Origin of the sequence: Bradyrhizobium sp. 199, from assembly GCF_023073355.1 — a bacterium.
Taxonomy (GTDB): domain Bacteria; phylum Pseudomonadota; class Alphaproteobacteria; order Rhizobiales; family Xanthobacteraceae; genus Bradyrhizobium.
The window spans coordinates 461718-485455 of the sequence record NZ_JADPJI010000005.1; the positions used below are offsets into that span (position 1 = coordinate 461718).

At 64.2% G+C, this 23738-nt stretch carries 23 protein-coding genes; 11 read left to right on the plus strand and 12 right to left on the minus strand.

The window, feature by feature from the left end:
• Position 1 precedes the first annotated feature (1 nt).
• A complete protein-coding gene (locus tag IVB28_RS10510) occupies positions 2–1189 on the minus strand; it encodes an acyltransferase (RefSeq protein ID WP_247525996.1) in 1188 nt (395 codons plus the stop codon).
• A 189-nt stretch (positions 1190–1378) separates the two neighbouring features.
• On the opposite strand from IVB28_RS10510, the gene IVB28_RS10515 reads away from it, so the two are divergent.
• Entirely contained in the window at positions 1379–1552 is a 174-nt protein-coding gene (locus IVB28_RS10515; protein WP_092228199.1) for a DUF1328 domain-containing protein, read from the plus strand.
• 83 nt (positions 1553–1635) lie between these two features.
• Here IVB28_RS10515 and IVB28_RS10520 read toward each other — a convergent pair whose 3' ends face one another.
• Positions 1636–1995, minus strand: coding sequence for a DUF427 domain-containing protein (locus IVB28_RS10520; RefSeq protein WP_247525997.1), 360 nt, complete (start codon positions 1993–1995; stop codon positions 1636–1638).
• A 177-nt stretch (positions 1996–2172) separates the two neighbouring features.
• Between IVB28_RS10520 and IVB28_RS10525 the strand changes: the two genes are divergently transcribed.
• Together IVB28_RS10525 and IVB28_RS10530 are read left to right on the plus strand one after the other, a co-directional pair.
• The gene (locus IVB28_RS10525) at positions 2173–2409 is read left to right on the plus strand and encodes a BolA family transcriptional regulator (protein WP_018316584.1); all 237 of its coding nucleotides are present in this window, start codon (positions 2173–2175) and stop codon (positions 2407–2409) included.
• 25 nt (positions 2410–2434) lie between these two features.
• Entirely contained in the window at positions 2435–3628 is a 1194-nt protein-coding gene (locus IVB28_RS10530; protein WP_247525998.1) for a low temperature requirement protein A, read from the plus strand.
• A gap of 25 nt (positions 3629–3653) precedes the next feature.
• Here IVB28_RS10530 and egtD read toward each other — a convergent pair whose 3' ends face one another.
• Complete coding sequence (gene egtD, locus IVB28_RS10535; RefSeq protein ID WP_247525999.1) at positions 3654–4625, minus strand: L-histidine N(alpha)-methyltransferase; 972 nt, start codon at positions 4623–4625, stop codon at positions 3654–3656.
• Positions 4626–4761: 136 nt separating this feature from the next.
• Positions 4762–6057, minus strand: a complete 1296-nt coding sequence (gene egtB / locus IVB28_RS10540) for an ergothioneine biosynthesis protein EgtB (protein ID WP_247526000.1) — start codon at positions 6055–6057, stop codon at positions 4762–4764.
• Positions 6058–6296: 239 nt separating this feature from the next.
• Between egtB and grxD the strand changes: the two genes are divergently transcribed.
• Genes grxD through IVB28_RS10560 form a run of 4 tightly spaced genes read left to right on the plus strand, consistent with a single transcriptional unit; the run spans position 6297 to position 9775 of the window.
• Entirely contained in the window at positions 6297–6623 is a 327-nt protein-coding gene (grxD, locus tag IVB28_RS10545; RefSeq protein ID WP_094972247.1) for a Grx4 family monothiol glutaredoxin, read from the plus strand.
• 3 nt (positions 6624–6626) lie between these two features.
• Complete coding sequence (locus IVB28_RS10550) at positions 6627–7178, plus strand: O-acetyl-ADP-ribose deacetylase (protein ID WP_247526001.1); 552 nt, start codon at positions 6627–6629, stop codon at positions 7176–7178.
• 46 nt (positions 7179–7224) lie between these two features.
• A complete protein-coding gene (locus IVB28_RS10555; RefSeq protein WP_247526002.1) occupies positions 7225–8511 on the plus strand; it encodes a serine hydrolase domain-containing protein in 1287 nt (428 codons plus the stop codon).
• A 1-nt stretch (position 8512) separates the two neighbouring features.
• Positions 8513–9775, plus strand: coding sequence for a serine hydrolase domain-containing protein (locus IVB28_RS10560; protein WP_247526003.1), 1263 nt, complete (start codon positions 8513–8515; stop codon positions 9773–9775).
• Here the strand turns inward: IVB28_RS10560 and IVB28_RS10565 are convergent, their stop codons facing one another.
• From IVB28_RS10565 to murI, 6 genes are all read right to left on the minus strand, one after another.
• The gene (locus IVB28_RS10565) at positions 9776–10843 is read right to left on the minus strand and encodes a threonine aldolase family protein (RefSeq protein WP_247526004.1); all 1068 of its coding nucleotides are present in this window, start codon (positions 10841–10843) and stop codon (positions 9776–9778) included.
• Between the two features lie 89 nt (positions 10844–10932).
• On the minus strand, positions 10933–11550 hold the full coding sequence (rpsD, locus tag IVB28_RS10570; RefSeq protein WP_247497774.1) for a 30S ribosomal protein S4: 618 nt from the start codon (positions 11548–11550) through the stop codon (positions 10933–10935).
• Between the two features lie 198 nt (positions 11551–11748).
• On the minus strand, positions 11749–12516 hold the full coding sequence (locus IVB28_RS10575) for an acyltransferase (protein ID WP_247526005.1): 768 nt from the start codon (positions 12514–12516) through the stop codon (positions 11749–11751).
• A 109-nt stretch (positions 12517–12625) separates the two neighbouring features.
• Positions 12626–13009 (minus strand): cupin domain-containing protein, encoded by a 384-nt coding sequence (locus tag IVB28_RS10580; protein WP_247526006.1) that lies wholly within the window; start codon positions 13007–13009, stop codon positions 12626–12628.
• A gap of 67 nt (positions 13010–13076) precedes the next feature.
• Complete coding sequence (locus tag IVB28_RS10585) at positions 13077–13850, minus strand: aldolase/citrate lyase family protein (protein WP_247526007.1); 774 nt, start codon at positions 13848–13850, stop codon at positions 13077–13079.
• A gap of 62 nt (positions 13851–13912) precedes the next feature.
• Complete coding sequence (gene murI / locus IVB28_RS10590) at positions 13913–14710, minus strand: glutamate racemase (RefSeq protein WP_247526008.1); 798 nt, start codon at positions 14708–14710, stop codon at positions 13913–13915.
• Positions 14711–14894: 184 nt separating this feature from the next.
• On the opposite strand from murI, the gene IVB28_RS10595 reads away from it, so the two are divergent.
• Positions 14895–15536 (plus strand): glutathione S-transferase family protein, encoded by a 642-nt coding sequence (locus tag IVB28_RS10595; protein WP_247526009.1) that lies wholly within the window; start codon positions 14895–14897, stop codon positions 15534–15536.
• A gap of 7 nt (positions 15537–15543) precedes the next feature.
• On the opposite strand, the gene IVB28_RS10600 is transcribed toward IVB28_RS10595, so the two are convergent.
• A complete protein-coding gene (locus IVB28_RS10600; protein WP_247526010.1) occupies positions 15544–16350 on the minus strand; it encodes a cyclic nucleotide-binding domain-containing protein in 807 nt (268 codons plus the stop codon).
• A gap of 253 nt (positions 16351–16603) precedes the next feature.
• Positions 16604–17683 carry a preprotein translocase subunit SecD gene (locus IVB28_RS10605; RefSeq protein WP_247526011.1) on the minus strand — a complete coding sequence of 360 codons (1080 nt, stop codon included), beginning with the start codon at positions 17681–17683 and terminating at the stop codon, positions 16604–16606.
• Between the two features lie 223 nt (positions 17684–17906).
• Here IVB28_RS10605 and IVB28_RS10610 point away from each other — a divergent pair, with 223 nt between their 5' ends.
• The 3 genes from IVB28_RS10610 (at position 17907) to IVB28_RS10620 (ending at position 23720) form a co-directional block, all read left to right on the plus strand.
• Positions 17907–19814, plus strand: a complete 1908-nt coding sequence (locus tag IVB28_RS10610; protein ID WP_247526012.1) for an acyl-CoA synthetase — start codon at positions 17907–17909, stop codon at positions 19812–19814.
• Between the two features lie 192 nt (positions 19815–20006).
• Positions 20007–21827 (plus strand): caspase family protein, encoded by a 1821-nt coding sequence (locus IVB28_RS10615; protein WP_247526013.1) that lies wholly within the window; start codon positions 20007–20009, stop codon positions 21825–21827.
• Positions 21828–21887: 60 nt separating this feature from the next.
• Entirely contained in the window at positions 21888–23720 is a 1833-nt protein-coding gene (locus IVB28_RS10620) for a caspase family protein (RefSeq protein WP_247528505.1), read from the plus strand.
• Positions 23721–23738: the final 18 nt, after the last annotated feature.

The following is a 23738-nucleotide window of genomic DNA, read 5'->3' on the forward strand; positions in this document are numbered from 1 at the left end:
CCTACAACACATGCGACGCCCCCGGAATCTTCCGCAAGGCCGCCGTCAGGCCCCAGCTCAGGATCACCGTGAGCACGAAGCCGACCGTGGCCTTCACGATCGCCGGCAGGCTGTAGTCGAACAACGCGTACTGGATCCACAGCGCGATCGGGTAATGCAGCAGGAAGATGCCGTAGGCGTCCGCCTGCATGCGGTCGAGCAGGTTGGGCCCCGGCGCTTTCGAGTGCAGGAAGAAGGCGAGGATCGCGAGCAGGATCGAGGCCGAGAACAGCACCAGGAACGTGCCGTAGAACACATGATACCAGTGCGGCAGTGGATTGGGATTACCGAGAATCTCGCGCTTGATGTAGATCATGCACCACATCAGGCAGTAGGGGATCAGCGTGACGATCACCCATAGCCAGCGGCTTTCAGGTAACCGGCCGTCGGCGCTGAGGATGCCGCGATCGAAGTTCGCCGAACCGACGCTGGCGCCAATGAAGAAATAGCTGAAGTAGAGGAGGATGCGGCTCGCCTGCACCGAGAACGGCCCGAACTCGAACCATTTGTTGGCGCCGAAATAGACCAGCGCCGGCACGTAGACCAAAACGCTGATCGCGGCGAGCACCAGCCAGAACGCGGCCGGCTGATCGAATCCGCGAAGCGAGACGCGGTTGATAGGGTCGACCAGATGCGCCGAGACCCGGTACAGCAGGCTTGCGGTGAGGTCGAAGGCGAGCAGCACCCACACGAACCAGATCGGGCCGCTCGGCCACGGCCCTGCCGTCACCGTCTTCCACCAGAACGACGTGAAGGTCAGCTCCGGCTCCTGGCGCAGCGCGATGGCGTAATAGGCGAGCGGGATGACGGTGAGGGCCGCGATCGCGAACGGCAGCCCGAGCCGCAACAGGCGGTCGCGCAGGAAGACCTGCGGCGCCTTGCGCGCGATGCCGGGCCAGGTGAACAGACCGGACAGGAAGAAGAACATCGCCATGAAGAAGCTGTCAGTGGCGAGCACGATCACGTCGAAGCCGGCAAAGGAGGCCGGATCGGTGTGACCGAAATGCGTGTAGGGAATCACCGCATGATGCAGCAGCACCACGAGCGTCAGGAAGGTGCGGGCGCGATCGAGCGACAAATTGCGCGCCTTGGCTCTCGGCGCAGCCTGCGCCGCCACGCCGATCGTCGCTGAATGTGACATCGTCATCATGCTGGCCCCGCGCTCCCATCCCCGGCGGGACTGTGCCGCCGGGAACTGGATTCAGCAAGGGTCGTTTGGGCCGGACTTGAGGCCTGATCTGGGGCCCCGGACGTCCTTAGGAACCAGTTCCGCGCAGCGAAGTTAGCGTTCGCCAAAGAGGTGTTAGGGCCGGGAGAACGCGGCAATTCGGAGCTGGCGATGACGATCCTGAAATGGGCGCTGATCTTTCTCTTGATCTCGATCGTGGCCGGCGTGCTCGGCTTCACCGGCATTTCGGCGGCCTCGGCCGATGTCGCCCGCTTCCTGTTCTACGTCTTCGTCGTGATCTTCCTGGTGTTGCTGATACTGGGGCTCACGATCTTCAGGGCGTAGTCTCGCTGCGTCAGCACTCTCAGTCGTCATGCGCGGGCTTGTCCTGGACCAGCCCGGCCATGACGGCGACGCCACAACGTGGCCTACCCCACTTCCTCGATCTTCACCCTGTCCGGATAGAAGGCGAGATGCCCCGAAATCTCCGTCATCGCGGGGAAGGGTGTCTCATAGGTCCAGATTGCGTTGTCCAGCGTCTTGCCCTCGGCCTTGACGCTGTAATAGCTCGCATCCCCCTTATACGGGCAATGCGTGATGCGGTCGGTGCGCTCGAGCAGGGCCATGTTGGTGTCCTCCCGCGGTACATATTGCACCGCCGGATATTTGGCCTCCTTTAGGGTCAGCGCCTTGCTGGTCTCGGCGATCACGATGTCGCCCGCCGTGACGCGGACGCGCCTCGGGTTGTGGGTGATGGTGATGGGGTGGTCGGGCCCTGGGAGCTTCATGATTTCACGCCTTTTCGATCAATCTGCCGCGCGCGGCACTTTGTCGTGCCTTTATCCTGATGGGATCATCGATATAGTGCCGGAAAGCGTGACGCAGAAGGCCGATCACGCTAAGTTTGAGCCTGCCGGCGAGGGGACCTCCGGCGCCGATTCGAGACCAGAAGGAGCCAGACCCGAATGCCCATGGACGCCCACGATATCGAGGCGATGATCAAGGCAGCGATCCCCGATGCCGAGGTGACCATCCGTGACCTCGCCGGCGACGGCGACCACTATGCCGCGACCGTGATCTCCGAATCCTTCCGCGGCAAGTCCCGCGTCCAGCAGCACCAGATCGTCTATCAGTCCCTGCGCGGCCAGATGGGCGGCGTGCTGCATGCGCTGGCGCTGCAAACCGGCGTGCCGGGCGCTTGATCTGATCGCGCGACGAGGGACGACGATGGCTGCGGACAATCCTCGCGGCGCGATGTTTCGCGTCATCGTGCCGAACCAGCACAGCCGCGTCACCAATGTCGAGCTGTTCTTCGACCTCGTCTTCGTCTTCGCCGTCACGCAGGTGTCGCACACCCTGCTGCACCATTTCACGCCACTCGGCGCAGTGCACGTCGCCGTGCTGTTCCTCGCGGTGTGGTGGGTGTGGGTCTATACCGCCTGGGTGACCAACTGGCTCAATCCCGAGCTGACGCCGGTCCGCGTCATGCTCTTCCTGATGATGCTGGGCGGCCTCGTGCTGTCGACGACGATCCCGACCGCGTTCGAGGGACGGGGCCTGTGGTTTGCACTCGCCTACGCGACGATGCAACTCGGGCGCACCGCGTTCTGGCTGTTCGCAACCCCGCGGCATCGGACCGCGGTGCGCCACAACGCGATCCGCATCCTGACCTGGCTCTCGATCTCGGCGATGTTGTGGATCGCAGGCGGCCTGTCCGACGGCGAGACCCGGCTATGGCTGTGGATTGCTGCCGTCGTGTTGGAGTACATTTCACCGGCGGCACGCTTTTGGGTCCCCAAGCTCGGCTTCTCGTCGGTCGAGGCCTGGGCGGTCGAAGGCGGCCACATGGCCGAGCGCTGTTCTCTCTTCGTCATCATCGCGCTCGGCGAAGCCGTCGTCGTCAACGGCGCGACCTTTGCCGAGCTGGCGTGGACCGGGGACAATATCCTGGCCTTCGTCTCGGCGCTGGTCGGCGCCATCGCGATGTGGTGGGTCTACTTCCACAGGGGGGCGGAGGCCGGTGCCGAGCGGATCTCGAAGTCCGCCGAATCCGGTCGCCTGGCGCGGCTCGCCTATACCTATCTGCACATGCCGATCATCGCCGGCATCATCCTGACCGCGGTGTCGGACGAACTGGTGGTGAAGCACCCGAGCGGCCATTCCGATATCAGGACGATCGTGAGCACGATCGGGGGACCGCTGGTGTTCCTGATCGGCACCATCCTGTTCAAGCACGCGATCCGCGGCTTCCTCCAGCTCTCGCACGGCGTGGGCATCATCCTGCTGCTGACGCTGTGGTGGTTCGCCGCCGATCTCTCCCCGCTCGGGCTATCGGTCGCCACGACGGTGATCATGATCGTGGTTGCGGTGTGGGAATCGATGTCGCTGGGATCGAGCCCGGAAGAGGCCGAGGAACATTGAGCCGGCGCCAATGGCGCCGGAACGTTTACTCCGCCACCTCCAGCGCGTGCACCGAGAACATCTTGGCTGCATCGGTCCAGCTCTCGCGCACCCGCCAGCCGGCGCCCTGCGCCAGCGCGGCGAAGCGCTCGAGGCTGTATTTGTAGCTGTTCTCGGTGTGGATGCTCTCGCCCGCACGGAACGAGAAGCTGGTGCCGAGCAGGCGCACGGTCTGGCTCTTCCTGCTGATCAGGTGCATCTCGATGCGGTGCCGCTCGCGATTGTAGATCGCACGATGGGTAAAGGCGGAGAGATCGAAATTGCCGCCGAGCTCGCGGTTGATGCGCACGAGAACATTGAGGTTGAAGCGCGCGGTGATGCCGGCGGCATCGTTATAGGCGTCATGCAGCACGCGCTCTTCCTTTTCGAGGTCGGCGCCGATGATCATCTGCGCGCCCCGGCCCAGGATGGCGCGCGCGCTCTTCAGGAAAGCCTGCGCTTCATGCGGCTCGAAATTGCCGATGGTCGAGCCCGGGAAGAAGCCGACCTTGGGCAGGGAGGCGACCTGCCTGGGCAGTTCGAACGGCGTCGTGAAGTCGGCCGCGACCGGATAGATGCCGAGCGTCGGGAAGTCACGCTTCAGGCCGCTCGCCTGCGCCTTCAGGAACTCGCCGGAGATGTCCACGGGCACGTAGGCCGCGAACTTGCAGTGGCCCAGCAGCAGGCGGACCTTCGTGGTGGCGCCAGCGCCGAACTCGACCAGAGCGGCGTGCTCCGGAATGATCTTGGCGATCTCGCTGCCGCGCTCCTTCAGAATTGCAAGCTCGGTGCGCGTCGGATAATATTCCGGCAGCTTCGTGATCGCCTCGAACAGCTCCGACCCGGTCGCATCGTAAAAATATTTCGGCGACAGCTTTTTCGGTTGCTGCGACAGGTCCTCGATGGCCTCGCGCGCGAAGGCGGTGGTCTGCTCGTCGGGAAGATGGGCTTCGGCCAAAGCGCTGGCGTGCACATTCATGATACTCTCCTGAACGCGCTGTCCGGCGCGCATCTGTCGTCGGATGATCCTAAAACGCGACGAGGTCGCCCTTTAGGGTTTGTTGCCTGCGCATGGTCTTTTCGCAAAACCGCTGCACAGTTTTCCGGATCATGCTCTACTCGTAGTCGGCGAGCCGCAGCCCCGTGAATTGCCAGCGGTGGTGCGGATAGAAGAAGTTCCGATAGGTGATACGGCTGTGGCCTTCCGGAGTTGCAAGCGAGGAGCCGCGCAGCACGAATTGGTTGACCATGAACTTGCCGTTGTACTCGCCGAGCGCGCCCTCGATGGCGCGGTAGCCGGGGTAGGGTGCGTACGCGCTACGGCTCCACTGCCAGACGATGCCGAAGGCGTCGTTGAGCTGGCCTGCGCGGGCCGCGACTTCCCATTCCATTTCGGTCGGCAGATGCTTTCCCGCCCAGCGCGCGAAGGCGTCGGCCTCGTAATAACTGACGTGGCAGACCGGCGCGTCGGGGTCGACCGGCTTGAGGCCGGCGAGCGTCATCACTTGCCACGCGCCATCGACTTCGCGCCAATGGCCCGGGGCCTGCCAGTCTTCCTTGCTGGCTGCGGCAAAGCCGTCCATCAGCCACAGCGTCGCGGTCCGGTAGCCGCCGTCGCGCATGAAGGCGAGCCACTCGCCGTTGGTGACGAGATTGCGCGCGACCTTGACCGGGCCGACCAGGGCGCGGTGCGCCGGCTTCTCGTTGTCGAAATGAAAGTCGTCGTCGACGTGACCGACGGTATGGATGCCTTCGTTCAGCATCAGCCAATCCTCGCCCGAGCGTGTCGCGGCGGGGAAGCGCCAGTCGGGGTCGTAGGCTGGATAGACCGGATTCTGCGCAAAGGCGTGCAGGATGTCGGTGAACATCAACTCCTGATGCTGCTGCTCGTGGTTCAGCCCGACCTCGACCAGCGGCGCGATCTGGTGAAGCGTGTCCGCGCCCGCCTCGCGGAAGAAATTGACGACGGCCGCATCGACATATTTGCGATAGGCGCCGACCTGATCGGCGCTGGGACGGGTGATATCGCCGCGATGATTGCGGGCATGACGCGGGCCGGCGCTGACGTAATAGGAATTGAACAGGAACGCGAAGTCGGGGTGGAAGGGCCGATAGTCCGCAGCGTGTTCGCCGAGCAGGAATTGCTCCCAGAACCAGGTGGTATGCGCCCGATGCCATTTTGTCGGGCTCGCATCGGGCATGGACTGGATCTGCTGGTCCTCCGGCGAGAGCGGCGCGGCCCGGCGTTCGGTCTCGTTGCGGACGGCCATAAACGCGTCTTCCAGCCTCTGGGCGAGGCCGCCCTGACCGGACGGTGACGAAAGCGGGACGGTGGCCGTAGCGGAGGCTGGTTTCGTCACGTTTTTCTCCAGACAGGACAAGAGAACGTTGTTGGCGTTGCCCGGTTCCAAAACCAGGGTTCGTCCTAGATAGGGGCTCCGTTACGGTATGAAAGTCCTCCCGGGCGATGATATTGATGTCATCAGTCTATGGACCGGCTCACTTCAAAATCGGCCACCGGGGACCTGTCGCCGCCATTTTACTTTGGATGCACAACGGTTTGGGCTACATATATGGGCAGGTATCGGTTAGATCGGCTGAGCCGGCCCCGAAGCGATCGGTAAGGGCTCCGCCCCAGAAGGACACGGATATGAGCATTGAGGAATTCATCGCGAACGAAGTGAAGTCGAACGACGTGGTTCTGTTCATGAAGGGCACGCCACAGTTTCCGCAGTGCGGTTTCTCCGGCCAGGTCGTCCAGATCCTCGACCATGTCGGCGTCGGCTATAAGGGCCTCAACGTCCTCGAATCCGCCGAACTGCGCGACGGCATCAAGACCTTCTCCAACTGGCCGACAATCCCGCAGCTCTATGTCAAGGGCGAGTTCGTCGGCGGCTGCGATATCGTCCGCGAGATGTTCCAGGCTGGCGAATTGCAGCAGCTCCTTACCGAGAAGGGCGTCGTCGTCGCGGCTTGATGCGTGACGGGGCTGACGCGCCGGATCGGCGGCGCCGAGCTCGAGGTCGTCGTTGCCGACATCACCACACTGAGCGTTGACGCCATCGTCAACGCGGCCAACACGTCGCTCCTTGGCGGGGGCGGCGTGGACGGTGCGATCCATCGGGCCGCCGGGCCCGATCTGCTCGCCGAATGCCGCATGCTTCACGGCTGCAAGACCGGCGATGCCAAGATCACCAAAGGCTACCGGCTCAAGGCCGCTCATGTGATCCACACCGTCGGGCCGGTCTGGAATGGCGGGACGCTGGGCGAAGACGATCTGCTCGCCTCCTGTTATCGCCGGTCGATGGAGCTGTGCGGGAAGCACAAGCTAACCTCCGTGGCATTCCCCGCGATTTCGACCGGCGTTTTCCGCTTCCCCGCTGACCGGGCCGCCGATATTGCCGTTCGCGCGACGGTCGAAGGGCTTGCTGCCGCGCCATCCCTGGCCCGCGTCGTGTTCTGCTGCTTCTCGGAGCCGAGCGCCACCCTGCATACCGAGGCGCTTGCACGGTACGGCAGCCCTTGTGCGTGATGGGGCGGTCGGTACACTCCGCCGGACCATGTTCCGGGGAGGGGATATGATTTTACAGTCTGGACTGCGTGCGCTGCTCTGCGGCGCGCTGGTGTCGCTCGGCGCAATGTCGCTGGCGCAGGCCGAGGGCACCTACGAGATTCCGGCCGGCGCGCATTTCAATCAGGACAAGCTCGCGAGGATCAGCGACTTCTTCAAGAACGAGGTCGCGACCGGCAAGATCGCCGGCGCGACCGTCCTGATCCAGCAGCGGGGCAAGCCGGTCTATCACGAAGCCTTTGGCGTGCAGGACGTGGTCAGCAAGGCGCCGATCACGGACAAGACGATCTTCCGCCTGTTCTCGATGAGCAAGGCGATCACTTCGGTGGTCGCGGTGCAGATGATCGAGGACGGCAAGATCAAGCTCGATGATCCCGTCTCGAAATACATTCCGTCCTTCGCCAATGTGAAGGTCGGCGTCGAGAAGAAGGCCGAGGACGGCACCAAGTCGCTCGAACTGGTGCCGCCCAACCGGCCGATGACGGTGCACGATTTGATGACGCACACCTCGGGCATCACCTATGGCTTCTATGGCGACAGCCTGGTCCGCAAGGCCTATCGTGACGCCAATATCTATGCCGGCGATTTCGATCTCGCCGAGTTCGCCGAGCGCCTCGCAAAACTGCCACTGCACAACCAGCCGGGCGCGCTGTGGCAATACGGCCATTCCACCGACGTTCTCGCGCGTGTGATGGAGGTCGCGGCCGGCAAGCCGCTGATCGACATCATGCGCGAGAAGCTGCTCGATCCGCTCGGCATGGTCGACACGGGCTTTTTCGTTACCGCCCCGGAAAAGCAGAAGCTTCTGGCGCAGCCGGTGCCGAATGACAGCGATTTCCGGGTCGGCCGGACCAACGATCCAACGGTGGTCAAGAAGATCCAGTTCGCCAGCGGCGGCATGGTGACGACCATGGCGGATTACCAGCGCTTTGCGCAGATGCTGCTCAATGGCGGCAGCCTCGACGGCAAGACCATTCTCAAACCTGAGACGTTCAAGTTGATGGCGACCGATCAGATCGGCCCGGGTTCGGGCGTCGATCGCGATTATTTCTACTTCCCCGGTGACGGTTTTGGCTTCGGCCTCGGGCTCGCGGTCCGCACCGATCCCGGCAACGCCAAGCCGCCACCACCGGGTGATCTCGGTGAATTGAAGTGGGACGGTGCCTCCGGCTGCTATTTCGTGATCGACCCGAAGCAGGACATGTTCTTCGTGCTGCTGGAGCAAACCCCGACCGAGCGCCAGCGCGTGCAGCGGACCTTGAAGCAGTTGGTCTATGAAGCGATGGAGAAATGATATGAGCGGGCGCCGCGCGTTGATCGCGGCGCTCGTTCTTCTGGTCGGCGTGGTCGTTGCGAAGGCGGGCTCCGAGCAGCGCAATCCCCGCACGCTCTCGGCCGAAGGGCTGGCGAAGGTTTCCGACTACATCAGGAACGAGGTCGCGACCGGGAAGATTCCGGGCGCCATCCTGCTGCTCCAGCAACATGGCAAGCCGGTTTACTACGAGAACTTCGGCGTTCGCGACATCGCAACCGAGTTATCGATGAGCGCGGATACGATCTTCCGCCTCTACTCGATGTCGAAGCCGATCACGTCGGTGATGGCGATGATGCTGGTCGAGGACGGCAAGCTGTCGCTCGATGATCCCGTCTCGAAATACATTCCGGCCTTTGCCGACATGAAGGTCGGTGTCGAGAAGAAAGCCGGGGACGGCAAGGTTACGCTGGCGCTGGAGCCGCTCGCGCGCCCGGTTACCATCAAGGACCTGCTGCGCCACACCTCGGGCCTGCCCTATGGCTATCATGGTGGCGACCTGGTGAGCCAGCTCTATGCCGACGCCAACCTGTTCCAAAGCAATCTCAGCAATGCTGACTTCGTTGCGAAGATCGTCACGCTGCCGCTGGCCGAGCAGCCCAGTACGGTGTGGGACTATGGCTTCTCCACCGACGTGCTCGGCCGTGTTGTCGAGGTGGTCTCGGGCAAGACGCTGCTCCAGTTCGAGAAGGAGCGGCTGCTCGATCCGCTCGGCATGACGGAGACGGCGTTCTTCGTCGCCGATCCCGCTAAATTCCCGCGCATTGCCGAGCCGATGCCAGAGGATCGCAACATCAACCCGACAACGCCGGTTCGCGACATCAGGCGGCCGCTGCAGTGGGAATCGGGCGGCGGCGGCATGGTCGGTACAATCAGCGACTATGCCCGGTTCGCCCAGATGCTGCTGAATGGCGGCAGCTACGAGGGGCGGCGCTATCTCAAGCCCGAGACCATTGCGCTGATGGCATCGGACCACATCGGCCCCGAGACCAGGATCACGCGCGACCAGAACTATTATCCGGGCGGCAGTTCCGGCTTCGGCCTCGGCTTCGCGGTACGCACCTCGGTGCCGCCGGGTACGTCGTGGCCGCTTGGCGAGTATCGCTGGGACGGCGTCGGCGGCACTTTCTTCTTCATCGATCCCGAAGATGATCTGTTCGGGATCTTCATGGTGCAGACGCCCTCGCAACGTGGGCGGATTCAGCTGGCGCTGAAGACGCTGATTTACCAGGCGATGGGGCGGTAGCTACGCTCCGCGCACGATCTCGCGCACGTATCCGATCGTCTCCTCGATCTGACTCGCGTCGACATCGAGATGGGTGCAGGCGCGGATGCGGCCGTCCATCATCGCAAGCGTCACGCCGCGCTGGCGCAGGGCCGCGACCATCTTGTCGCCGGCAATGCCGGCGCCGTCGGGCTTGAAGAACACGAGATTGGTCTCGGGCTCCTGCACCTCGATGCCTGAAATCTGCGACAGCCCCCGGGCGAGCGCGCGCGCATTGGCGTGATCGTCGGCGAGGCGCTCGACGTGATGGTCGAGCGCGTAGATGCAGGCCGCGGCGCAAACACCAGCCTGCCGCATCGAGCCGCCGAGGCGCTGCTTCCACTGCCACACCGCGTCGATGAAGGCGCGCGAACCCGCCAGCACACCGCCGATCGGCGCACCCAGGCCCTTGGAAAAGTCGATCCAGGCCGAATCCCAGCCTGCACTCATGTCGCGCGGAGAAATCCCGCTTGCCACGGTGGCGTTGAGCAGGCGCGCGCCGTCCATGTGGGTGACGAGGCCGTGTTGTTTGGCGATTGCGACGATCTCGTCGAGATCAGCCTTCTTCCAGATCGTGCCGCCGCCGATATTGGCGGTCTGCTCGACGCTGACGACGGTCTGCGGCGGCTGGTAGCGCGTGCGCGGGTGCAGCGCTTTCCGGAACGTCTCCGGCGTGAACTGGCCATCGGGGCCCTTGAGCTGGGTGACCTGGAAGCCGCCGATCGCGGCATGTGCGCCGCCTTCGCGAGCAATGATGTGCGCGGTCTCATGCGCCAGGATCTCGTCGCCCGGGCGGCAATGCACCAGCGTCGCGGTGACGTTGCACATCGTGCCCGAAGGCATGTAGACCGCCGCTTCCTTGCCGAGCAGATCGGCCACGCGCTCGCACAGCGCATTCACGGTCGGATCGTCGCCGACCTGCTCGTCGCCGACCTCCGCCCGCGCCATCGCCTCGCGCATCGCAGCCGTCGGCTTGGTCTGCGTGTCCGAGAGCAGATTGATGCGCACGGGCGGCGCCTTGGGATCGATCAGGGGAGGGGTGTAGAGCATGCGACGCCTCCTGCAAGCATGACGGCCACTGAAATGTGGCTCTTAAGCAAAAAGGCCCCGGCGAACCGGGGCCTTTCGATATTCAGATCTTAGCGCGAATAGAATTCGACCACCAGATGCGGCTCCATCTGCACCGGGAACGGCACGTCGGAGAGGTGGGGGATCCGAATGTATTTCGCAGTCATCTTGCCGTGGTCGACTTCGATGTAGTCGGGGGTGTCACGCTCGGGGAGCTGGCTGGCTTCGAGGACGTGGGCGAGCTGCTTGGAGGCTTCCTTGACCTCGATCACGTCGCCAAGCTTGACCTGGTAGCTCGAGATGTTGACCTTGCGGCCGTTCACCTTGACGTGGCCGTGATTGACGAACTGGCGCGCGGCGAAGATCGTCGAGACGAACTTGGCGCGGTAGACCACCATGTCGAGACGGCGCTCCAGCAGGCCGATCAGGTTCTCGCCGGTGTCGCCCTTGAGGCGGCTCGCCTCGACATAGACGCCGTGGAACTGACGCTCGCTGATGTTGGCGTAGTAGCCTTTCAGCTTCTGCTTGGCGCGCAGCTGCACGCCGAAGTCGGAGAGCTTGCCCTTGCGGCGCTGGCCGTGCTGGCCGGGGCCGTACTCGCGGCGGTTGACGGGGCTCTTCGGGCGGCCCCAGATGTTCTGGCCCATACGGCGGTCGAGCTTGTACTTGGCTTCACTGCGCTTAGTCATCGCGTCCTCTTGGGTTCACGGTTTGAGGAAACGCGCCCTCCTGTGTGACAGGCCAAAGCCCGGCACCGACAGGTCCGATCCCCAAAGCGTAGGGGGCAGGACCACGGGTCGCGAAACGCTTCGCGGGCCGAAATCGGCCCGCGAGCAGGGGGCTTTTAGGGGAGTTTGGGGCTCGCTGTCAATGCGAATGGCCCGGAATCAAGTCCCCACCGCCCGGATGGGCTTCGACCCGGCCGCCCGCAATTCGGCAGCGATTTCAGTGTTCAGGACCTGTTCCAGCCGGGTCAGGACCCGGGCGATCGGCGCGGCATCGGTCACCCGGTGATCCCAGCGGACCACGACATGAATGGTCTGGTCCGCCTCGATCGTCCCATAGCTGACGACAAAGGGGCCTGGCGTGATGGGGTGGAGCTCGCCGCCGCCATAGGCGGCCACCGAGCTTACCGCAAAGCTGCCGAACCAATTGCCGCGCTGCCGGCCGAAATTCAGGCCGATTGCCCAGGACAGGCGCCGCAGCGGTAACGGGAGGCGTGTCGCCCGCATGATCTTGCGGAACATGGGGATGTCCTCGGGCGGCGCCGTCTTGGCGCGCCGGATCTCGGCGTCGATCGCTGCCAGCGCCATGATTTCAGGGGCCGCGATTCGCTGCGGGATCACGCATTCCTCTCCATCGTCGACCCGGGCGATGGCCACCAGCGCCACGCTCTTGGGCAGCTCATAGAGGGTCGGCCAAGGCCATTTGGCGTAGACGGTGCGCAGGATCGGCTCGTCCCTGGCCACCAGGGCAAAGGCTTTGACGAACATTGCGGCCCAGCCGGAAGGCGCGGTTGCGCCGGCACGGGCCTCCAGCACAGTGCGGATGTTGAGCGAACGGGATAGCGAAACGAACGGCACGCCCATCGAGGCATGCATGAGGTCGCAAATCAAACGGCGCCGCAGCGAGATGGTCTTGGGCGTCCCGCGCATGGGTCTCCGGTTCCGGATCAAAGATTAAAATATGTGCAGCGAGCGGGCTTCCCACTCGCTGCCTGCTCTAGCATGAACCAACCCGCTTGGGGCCGGTCGGTTCGCCGCATCAGGGCGCCGGCGAGGCCAGCGGCTTGGTCTTGTCGACGACGTAAACTCCCAGCACTTTCATGGCCTTATCACCATGAGCCTTGGCGTCATGCACGACGCCTGCGGGGATCTGGTAGGAATCACCGGCTTTCAGGGTCTTGTCCGGCTGCCCGTCGACGAGGAGGTTGAGCTCGCCTTCCAGGACGTAGCCCGTCTCAATTCCGGGATGGGTATGGCGTCCGGCCGCGCCGCCCGCCGGGACTTCCGCGATTGCGATGATGGTGTTGTAGCCGTCCGGGAACTCGACCTTCTGAAGCGGGGTGCGCTTGATGCCGGGCTGCTGAGCGAAGGCCGCAAAGGCAAGCCCGGCAAAGGACAGGGCGAGCAAAGTCTTTTTGAGCATGGTTTTTCCTCCCTGGAACGACCCTAGCAGCGCGGCTGCTCCCGGCAAGGTGGTATAATCGTCTGGTTCAGCGCCTGATCCCCTCGAACGCCGCCATGATGCCGCGCTGGAACAGCGACCAGTCGAAGCCGAGCGCGATCGCGCGGTAGCCGCGGTCGACGAGGGCATTGGCCTGGTCGGCGGTGCGGGCCACGCCGCCGATCGGCACGCCGCTTCTGAGGATGCCGGCCTCGGCGCGGGCGACCAGCTCCAGCAACTCCGGGTCGTCCATCTGGCCGCGCTTGTTGATTGAGGTCGCGAGATCGCCGGGGCCGATCACCGCGACGTCGATGCCGGGCGTTGCCATGATTTCGTCGATGCGGTTGACGGCATCGACATGCTCGATGGTGATCATGCAGATCATCTCGTCATCGGCTGATGCCATGTAGTCCGGCATCGACTGGCCCCAGCGGAATGGCGCGTGGAACGGTCCCCAGAGGCGATCGCCGCGCGGCGGGTAGCGCACGCTGCGCACCGCCTTCTGGGCATCGGCGCGGTTGGTGATCATCGGAAAGTTGATGCCGAAGGCGCCGATGTCCATCGGCGCCTTCGCAAGCCATGGCTCGTTCGCCGCGATCCGGACCAGGGGCGTGCACGGCGTGCCCGTCGTCGCCGCGATCATCGCATGCGCTTCGGTCAGCCCGATCGGCCCGTGCTCGAGATCGACGATGATCCAGTCCAGCGAGCGCGCCATGATCTGCACGGTCTGCACGCTCGGGATGGTCGCAATGGCGCCGAAGGCGGGACGGCCCTCGCGCCACAGCTGACGGAGGCGGTTGAGCGGCGTGGTCGGGACCAACATGATAAAGGCCTGCGGCTAGGTGACGACGGCAAAACCTAGCAGCGCGCCGTTGCCGCGCAAAGTCAGGCCACGGCGCGACCGCCGAAGAACGGCGTCAGGACGGTCGAAAGCCCGTGCACGCGGTTCGAGGTGAAGATCATCTCGGCGCCCGACTGCGCGATGTCGCAGCTAGGCGGGCCGAGCAGATCCGAGACGCGGCGGGCGATCGCCGGCGCCGGATCGATCCAGTCGACAGGCCAGGGGGCCAGCCGCGTCAGGCGGTCGAGCAGCAGCGGATAATGGGTGCAGGCGAGCACCACGGTGTCGGTGCGTGCGCCGCCGTCCTCGGCATCGCCGACGAAGCAGGGAGCGAGCTCGGCAAGGATGGCCTCGTCGCTAACCGGAGCGCCACTGAGCTCGGCTTCAGCCAGCGAGGCGAGCTCGGGCGAGCCGACCAGCGTCACCTCGCATCCTTGCGCGAAGTCGCGGATCAGAGCCTTGGTGTATTCGCGCTTCACCGTGCCCTTGGTGCCGAGCACAGAGACGCGGCGGGTCCTCGACTGAGCGCAGGCCGGCTTGATCGCCGGCACCGTGCCGACAAAGGGCACGGAATAAGCGGCGCGCAGGTGCGACAGGACCAGGGTGGACGCCGTGTTGCAGGCGATGACGATAAGGTCGGGATCATGCGTGCCGATGAACTCCCCCATCAGCGGCACCACGCGGGCGATGATCTCGTTCTCGCCGTGGTGGCCATAAGGGAAGAAGGCGTCGTCAGCGACGTAGACAAAGTGAGCGTCCGGCCGCGCAGCAACGACCTCGCGGAGCACCGTGAGCCCGCCAAGGCCGGAATCGAACACCAGGATGGTCGGAGTATCGGTCACAGAATTTACCCTAGGCCGCCATGGTTACCATTCGGTTTTTAGGGCCATTTTGCGGCAGGGGACGCTTGGGGCGATTTGGAAGGCTTGAATGTGCCCCGACATATCCGCAAAATTCCGGGAAGCCAGCAATCACGAGCTATGATGCGGCGTCACAGCACTGCCATTCGAGTTCGCAGGAGGCCCCATGCTCACCGTGCATCATCTCGGCAAGTCTCAGTCCGAGCGCATCGTCTGGCTGTGCGAGGAGCTGGGAATCCCATACGAGCTGAAGCGCTACACGCGTGATGCCGCGACCATGCTGGCGCCGGCCGAGTACAAGGCGCTGCATCCGGCCGGCACGGCACCGGTCATCACCGACGGCGAGCTGGCGCTCGCGGAATCCGGCGCCGTCGTCGACTACATCGTTGCAACACACGGGAGCGGTCGACTCGTGCTCGGCCCCGATGACCCAGCCTTCACGCAATTTCTGTATTGGCTTCATTTCGCCAACGGCACCTTGCAACCCGGCATGGGGCGGATGATGATCCTGAGCCGGCTCGATCTCGCCAAGGACAACCCGACGCTGCGCGCAATGAAGGGGCGCCTCGATCGCGCCTACGACCTTCTCGACGCCAGGCTTCGCGAGGCCGAATATCTGGCGGGCAGCGCCTTCACCACCGCCGACATCATGACGGTGTTCTCGCTCACCACCATGCGCTACTTCCAGCCCTATGATCTCCAGCGCTGTCCGAACGTGCTCAGATATCTCGGCCGCATCGGGGACCGTCCGGCCTACCGGCGCGCGATGGAGAAGGGCGATCCGGGCATGGCGCTGCTGCTGAGCTGAGCTGCGGTCACGCGATGCGGTTCGTGGTGGCCGACCGCGCCGTCGCCAGCTGCTTCTGCAGGCGGTCGATATTTTGCAGCAGGCGCTGGCTGGTCAGCACCAGGAAGTAATAGCCGAACTGCGGATCCTGGAAGTAGATCTCGAGCAGCCGGTCATAGGTAATCGTCAGCACATGGCCGTCCTCGATGCATTCGATCGTTCCGGTGCGGCGATTGTCCGGCGTGAGGAAGCCGAGCTCGCCCATCAGCGCTCCGGGCCCGATCTCGACGTTGATCTCCTTGACCAGGAACTTGCCGGTGACTGTGAGCAGCATCTCATTGGCGGGATCGCCCAGCTTGAACAACGTGTCGCCCCGGCGGTATTTGCGCTCGGTCATGAATGGCTTGAGCCATTCGATCGACATGTCGCCTTCGGCGGCGTGGCGTGCCTTCTTGACCAGCTTGAGCATCTGCCGCAGACGCAGGGCGTTGATCGGAAGCAGCAGGAGATAGAGCAGGAACGTCGCGGCGTTGGCAGTAAGCGCGCCGAACACGGCGAAGAACGCGCAGCCGATCATGTTGGCGACGCGCAAGGGTACCATCGTTCGCATCAAGAGGGTGGCGACGAAGAAGCCGGCGCCGACCGCGGCGAACAGATTGGCGAACGTGATGTTATGGACAAAGATCTCCAGCAGCCGGTTGAAGATCGCGTCATAGGTGACGTTGTTGGGATCGAGGCCCATCTGGATCAGGATCTTCGCGATCCTGAGATTATCCGTCGCCGCATCGAGAATGCGGTCGAGGATCGAGGAAATGTCTGCGCTGCCGGACGGCATGGTACTAACCCCGCGTAAGGCCTTCAGTCCTGGTCGGTATGCTCGACACATATAGCCGAAATCGAATGACGGCCGCCTGAAATGAAGCCTTCTGCCGTCATGCCGCAAGAGGCAAATTTTAGCCTGATCGGGCATTTCGGCAATTGCCCGTTGGTTGTGCCTCTGGCTTCCGCGCGACCGTGATTCGGAGGGGTCTCGGCGCTGGTGAGGGGGCCGGATGCCCCAAGGGGCGGGGGCGCGGACGATTGTTGCCTTACGGCTTGGCGGGTTGCACGACCTGCTGCTCGACGAGGCGAAGACGTCCGGGCAGCGAGCCGGCGCGCAGCATCATGGCGACGCTGCTCGCTTCCTCCAGGGTGAAATTGCCGGAGATCTGGCCCGAGCCGCCGGTGATAGGCTCGCGGATCACGGGGGCGGAGATCACCTTGTCGTCCAGCACGATGGCGAACGGCTTTCCGACGTTCTCTGCGGTGATGTGGGCGAAGCGCCGCGTGCCGCGCCCGTTGAAGCGGAACGAGGCGATCGGCTCCCTCGTCCCGCTCGCAAAGCCCGGGCCTGCATAGCTGATGTCGTCGCCTTCGAGCGCGCTGTCCTTGGCGACGAGATAAGCAAGCTTGTCCTTGAAGCCGAGCAGGACTTCCGTGCCCGTGGGCGGCGCGCCGGATTGCGCCTGCTCCGCCGACATCGTGACATCGATCAGGCGGAAGCTGACCTTGACGTTCCTGGCGAAGATCGCGGTGATGCGCTCGGGCTCCATCGCGCCCGGCAGGAAGATGCGGATGCGGTGCGATCCCTCAGGCTGGACGCTGGCGAGTGTGATGCCGGCATCCTTAAGGCGCTGTTCGATCATCGCGATGGAATCTTCGACGAGATCGCGCAGCCGCGCGGCCAATGCGGCATCCGTCGGCGCGAGCCTGATCAGCCCGTCTCCTGCGTCGGTCACAGTGAGCGCGTTGGTGTGCAATCCCTCTGCCGCCGAGGCGAGCTTGCGCGTGAGCAGGTCGCGACCCTTGGCGTCCGCAATCTTCGATTCGACGCCGCCGTCACGGACGGCAAGGCCGGAGAAGGCGATCCGGCCCTCGCGCAGGGTCTTGTACACCTCGTCGCGCAGATCCGCGACGACCACCTCCCGCAAGGCGTCGCTGTCCACCTTGTAGATGATGCGCGAGCCGCCCAGCTTCTCCATCTTGCCGGCGATGAAGTCCGCGACCTTCGCGCGCATCTTGTCGAGCTGGGTGTCCGCGGCGAATGTTGCGGAGGGCATGGCCATCGTGGATGCGATGGTGAACGCAGCGATCAGCCGGTTGACGCGGTTCCGCGCGGGCGTCGTCATGATGACCTCAAGTCTTGCGGCAGGGCGCTGGCGAGCGAATTCCGGCGCCAGTTCTTGGTCCCGGAATCGGCCCCTGAGGTTCAAGCGTCGCAGGTCTCGGCAATGGACGAACGCCAAATCATCCATCATTCTGTCGGCTCGGCCAACCATCGGCCGAGGCCTCGCCGCAGCAAAAATGTCAAAGACAGGGGCGGGGACGTGCATCTGGGGGAGGACGGAATTCATGGCGGGTATCCACGCGCTCGATCGGTTTATCGGCAACGACTATCCGGACCTGGCGACGGACGCGGAGGTACGGGCCTTTGAGCAGGTCCCCTACGCCGACCGCATCGCGGCCGACAGCACCTATGACGCCATCACCTTAGGTGCCGCGCGCAATCCCGACGGCGCGGCGATCCAGTTCCTGCAAAACGCTGATCCCGCCGACACGCCGTTGGTGGTCACCTACCGCGATTTCATCGCGCGCGTCACGCAGGCCGCCAACATGTTCCACGCGCTCGGTGCGGAGAAGGGCGACGTCATCAGCTTCATGCTGCCGCTGGTGCCGGATTCGTTCGTGACGCTGTTCGGCGCCGAGGCCGCGGGCATCGCCAATCCCGTCAATCCGCTGCTGGAACCGCACCAGATCGCGGAAATCCTGCAGGCGGCGAACACCAAGATCCTGGTGGCGCTCGGGCCAATGCCGGGAACGGACATCTGGCAGAAGGTCGAGCAGATCCGCCCGCAGCTCAAACATCTCAAGGCGATCGTGCAGGTGTTCGGCGGCGGCGATCCCGCCAAGGGCATCTTTGCCTTCAGCGACCTGATCAAGCAGCAGCCGTCCGACCGGCTCGTCAGCGGGCGCAAGATTTCGGGTGCCGACATCGCCGCCTATTTCCACACCGGCGGCACCACCGGCACGCCAAAACTGGTGCGGCACACCCATACCAATCAAGTCTATCAGGCCTGGGCGCTCAACCTGCTGCTGAAGGCCAGACCGGGCGGCAATCTGCTGTTCGGCATGCCGCTGTTTCACGTCGGGGGCTCGCTGACACAGGTGCTGCTGACGCTGTCGGCCGGCGGCTCGCTGGTCGTGCTGTCGCCGAGTGGCTGGCGTAATCCGAATGCGGTGAAGAATATCTGGGGACTGGTCGAACGCTTCAAGCCGGAGGCGCTGTCGAGCGTGCCGACGGTGCTCGCCGCGACGCTCGCGGTGCCGCCTGGCAACGCTGATATCTCCAGCCTGAAATACGCCGCCGGCGGCGGCTCGGCCATCCCCGTCGCCGTGGGCTCGGCGATCCAGGACAAGCTGAAGCTGCCCGTGATCGAGGTCTACGGCATGACCGAGACCTCGAGCGTGCACACGCTCGCCTATCCGTCACGGCCGATCCGGCTCGGGTCGGTCGGCCTGCCTATGCCTTATTCGCGCGTGCGCATCGTACAGCTCGACGCCGACGGCCGCCTGATCCGCGACTGCAAGCCGGATGAAATCGGTGTTGTCATCATGGCCGGGCCCGGCGTGTTCGGCGGCTATCTCAACGACGAGCACAACAAGAGCGCCTTCGTCGACGAGGTCTGGGTCAATTCCGGCGATCTCGGCCGGCTCGATGCCGACGGCTATCTCTGGATCACCGGTCGCGCCAAGGACCTCGTGATCCGCGGCGGCCACAACATCGATCCAGCGCCGATCGAAGAGATCATGTTTCGCCATCCCGCGGTTGGCTTCGCCGCCGTAGTCGGCCAGCCCGACGCCTATGCCGGCGAGTTGCCGGTCGGATACGTGCAGCTGAAACCGGGCGCCAAGGTCGAGCCGGGAGAATTGGAGACGTGGGTGCGCGAGCGCACGCCGGAGCGCGCCGCCGTTCCGGTGCAGGTCATTCCGATCGATCCGATGCCGGTAACCGGCGTCGGCAAGGTGTTCAAGCCGCAGCTGCGCCGGGACGCGGCCGAGCGCGTGTTCACCAAGGTGCTGGCGCCGCTGGTCGAGCGCGGCATCGATTGCAAGGTCAAAGTCGGGGCCCATGGCAGTCATGGATCAATCGCGACTGTGACGCTTGCCGGTCTGCCGGGCGACCAGCGCGAGCAGGTCGCGAGCGAGGTGCACGCATTGCTTGCACCGTTCGTGATGCGGCACGAGGTGGTGCAGATGTAGCGCGATTTCTGCATACCTCGACAGCAGGGCACGCTTCGCCGATTATCCTTACCCCCGTCCGAGGAGCCCTATGTGACAGGTGTCACATAGGAAGAATTAGCAATCTGCGACGCTACCGAATAGTCTCGTGGAATTGCATCCGGGGGGACGCAAGTGATTCCGTTTCGGTTATTTGCATTGTTAATATTGGCGATGGGACTTGCCTGCGGATCGGCGCATGCCGACCGCCGGGTGGCGCTCGTTATTGGCAATTCAGCTTACAAAAGCGCTCCCAAGCTCGGTAACCCTGCGAACGATGCCACTCTGGTCGGCGGCATGTTCAAGAAGGCCGGCTTCGATTCCGTCGATGTCAGGCTTGATCTCAGCGCCAGCGAGATGCGGCGCATGTTGCGTGAGTTCGCCGGCAGGACGCGCGATGCGGAGATGGCGGTGATCTACTATGCCGGCCACGGCATCGAGCTCGACGGAACCAACTATCTGATTCCGACCGACGCGACGCTGGAGACCGACGGCGACGTTCTCGACGAGACGATTCCAGTGGAGCGCGCGCTGTTCGCGGTCGAGCCGGCCAAGCAACTGCGCCTCATCATCCTGGATGCTTGCCGCGACAACCCGTTCGCGAAGACGATGAAGCGCACGTTGGCTTCGCGCGCGATCGGACGGGGCCTCGCCAAGGTCGAGCCGACCAGCCCCAACACCATGATTGCTTTCGCGGCAAAGGCGGGATCGACCGCATCCGACGGCGATTCCAGAAACAGCCCGTTCGCCGCCGCACTGGTCGAGCATCTGCCGAAGCCGGGCCTTGATTTGCGCAAGGCCTTCGGCTTCGTGCGCGACGATGTGCTCAAGAGCACAGGCTACAAGCAGGAGCCCTATGTGTACGGCTCGCTTGGCGGCGACGACGTGCCCCTGGTTGCGGTCAAGCCGGCTGCGACCGGTCCTCAGGCCAACCCGCAGGAGGCCGTGCGCAGGGACTATGAGCTCGCGCTTCAGCTGGCGACACGCGATGGCTGGGAAGCGTTTCTGGCGGCGTATCCCGACGGTTTCTACGCCAACCTCGCCAAGGGTCAGCTGAACAAGATCGGCGCCGAAGAGACGCGCGCTGCGGCCGAACAGAAAGCTAGGGCAGCCGAGCAGGAAAAGGCGAGACTCATCTCCGAGCGCGCACAGAAGGCCGAGCAGGAGAAGGCGGCAGCTGCCGCCAAGGCTGCCGAAGAAGCGCGGATCGCGGCGGAAAAGCAGAAACAGCTCGAGCAGGCGAAGGCCGAGGCGGCCGAGCACCAGCGCAAGTTGGCCGAGGCTGCGGCTGCGAAAGTGCAAGCCGAGAAACAGGCGGCGGAGAAGGCCAGGGCCGAGCTTGCCGCGAAGCACGCCGCGGAGAAGGCATCGGCAGACCCGGCCGCAAAGCCGACGGCCGATCGGCAGATTCCCGAGGCCGAGCAAAAAGTTGCAGCCCTTTCGCCGCCCACGGTATCGACACTCACGGCGGCTGATCTGGCCAAATCCGTGCAGAGCGAATTGCGCCGTGTCGGCTGCCTGTCCGCGGCCGCCGAGGGCGACTGGAATTCGGCCGCGCAGCGCTCGCTGACGCTGTTCAACAAATATGCCGGCACCCAGTTCGACGTGAAGCTCGCCAGCGTCGACGCGCTCGATGCGTTGAAGGCGAAGCCCGGACGGGTCTGCCCGCTGGTGTGCAATTTCGGCTTCAAGGCCGACGGTGATCAATGCGTCAAGATCACCTGCCGTGCCGGCTATCGCGTCGGTGACGACAATGAGTGCGAGAAGATCCCGGAGAAGAAGCCTGTTGCGACGCGGGAGAACTCGTCAAGGCGCGACGCGGAGCGGAGGGCGACGGAGTCCTCTCCTCCCAAGCCCGAGGCGAGCGGTCAGATCATTTGCAGCTCGACAGGCTGCCGCCCGGTGCAGAAAGGATGTCGGCTCGTGAGCGGAGTCATCCCTGGTCGGGTCAGCTCGAATACCGCTACCGGGGGATCCTACGAGGTGTGCAATTAGCCTTTCCCGATCGACACGTTCCAGGCAGTTCATTAAGGTCCGCGGGTTATTTACGTGAATATCGTTCGCTCTTTCTCCGCATTGATCTTTGCATCTCTCGTCACCTGCTCGTCCGCGCAGGCCGAGAAGCGGGTCGCGCTCGTCATCGGCAATTCCGCCTACAAGAACACGCTGCGGCTCACCAATCCCGTGAACGATGCCACCCTTGTCGGTGACATGTTCAAAAAGTCCGGCTTCGATGCGGTCGACGTCAAAACAGACCTGAACGCCTCCGAGATGCGGCGGACACTGCGTGACTTTGCAGGCAGGGTCCGTGACGCCGACATGGCGGTGATCTATTACGCCGGCCACGGCATCGAGCTCGACGGCAACAACTACCTCATCCCGACCGATGCGATGCTGGAGACCGACGGCGACGTTCTCGACGAGGCGGTTGCGCTCGACCGTGCGCTCTTCGCCGTCGAGCCGGCCAAGCGGCTGCGCCTCGTCATCCTCGACGCCTGCCGCGACAATCCCTTCGCCAAGACGATGAAGCGCATGGTGGCCTCGCGCGCGATCGGGCGAGGGCTTGCCAAGGTCGAGCCGACCAGCCCGAACACCATGATCGCGTTCGCGGCCAAGGCGGGATCGACCGCGTCCGACGGCGATTCCCGCAACAGTCCGTTCGCCAGGGCGCTGGTCGAGCACCTGCCCAAGCCCGGCCTTGATCTGCGCAAGGCGTTCGGCTTCGTGCGTGACGATGTCCTGAAGAACACCGGCAACAGGCAGGAGCCCTATGTCTATGGTTCGCTCGGCGGCGACGACGTGCCGCTGGTGCAGGCGAAGCCGGCCGCCGTCGCGGGGCCGCAGGCCAATCCACAGGACAGCGTGCGCAGGGACTATGAGCTTGCGCTTCAGGCGGGCCTGCGCGAGGCCTGGGAAGCGTTCCTGCAAACCTACCCAGACGGCTTCTATGCCAACCTTGCGCGCGTGCAGTTGAAGAAGATTGCGGCTGAGGAAGATCGTGCACAGGCGACGGAAAAGGCGCGGCTGGCCGAGCAGGAGAAGGTGAAGCTCGCCGCTGACCGTGCCCAGAAGGCGGAGCTCGAAAAGGCTGCCGCCGCTGCCAAGGTCGCCGAAGATGCGAGGATCGCTGCGGAGAGGCATAAGCAGGCCGAGCAGGCGAAGGCTGAGGCCGCCGAGCGCGAGCGCAAGGCAGCCGAGGCGGCGGCAGCCAAAACGCTTGCGGAGAAGCAGGCGATCGAGAAGGCGGCAGCTGAGGCTGCGGCAAAGCAGGCTGCGGAGAAGCAGGCCATCGATGCCGAGAGCAAGAAGGTTGCGGCGCTCTCCCCGCCGCCAAGCACTCCGCCGTCCGTTGATCTCTCAAGATCGGTCCAGCTCGAACTGCGGCGCGTCGGCTGCATGAAGGCTGAGGCGAACGCCAATTGGGGCGAGACGGCGCAACGCTCGTTGACGCTGTTCAACAAATACGCCGGCACCAAATTCGACGCGAAGCTTGCGAATGTAGACGTGCTCGACGCGCTGAAGGCCAAGCCCGGACGTGTTTGTCCGCTGGTTTGCGAGCACGGCTTCAGGGCTGATGGCGATGCCTGCGCAAAGATCACCTGCCGCGCTGGTTATCGCGTCAACGACGACAATGAATGCGACAAGACGCCCGAGAAGAAGCCGGTTGCGAGACGGGACGACGTGCAGAGGCGCGATTCCGATCGTCAACAGAAGGAAGCTTCACCGGCGGGTCAGCAGGCCCGTTCGTCGGGCCAAGTCATTTGCAACTCGGCCGGCTGTCGTCCGGTTCGGTCAGGATGCAGATTGGTGACCCCGACTGCTGGGCCGGGAACCGGTGGCGCCGGCGCCGGCGTCGCCGGCCAGAATGCCGTCGAGGTTTGCAACTGAAGGCCCGCTCCCACGATC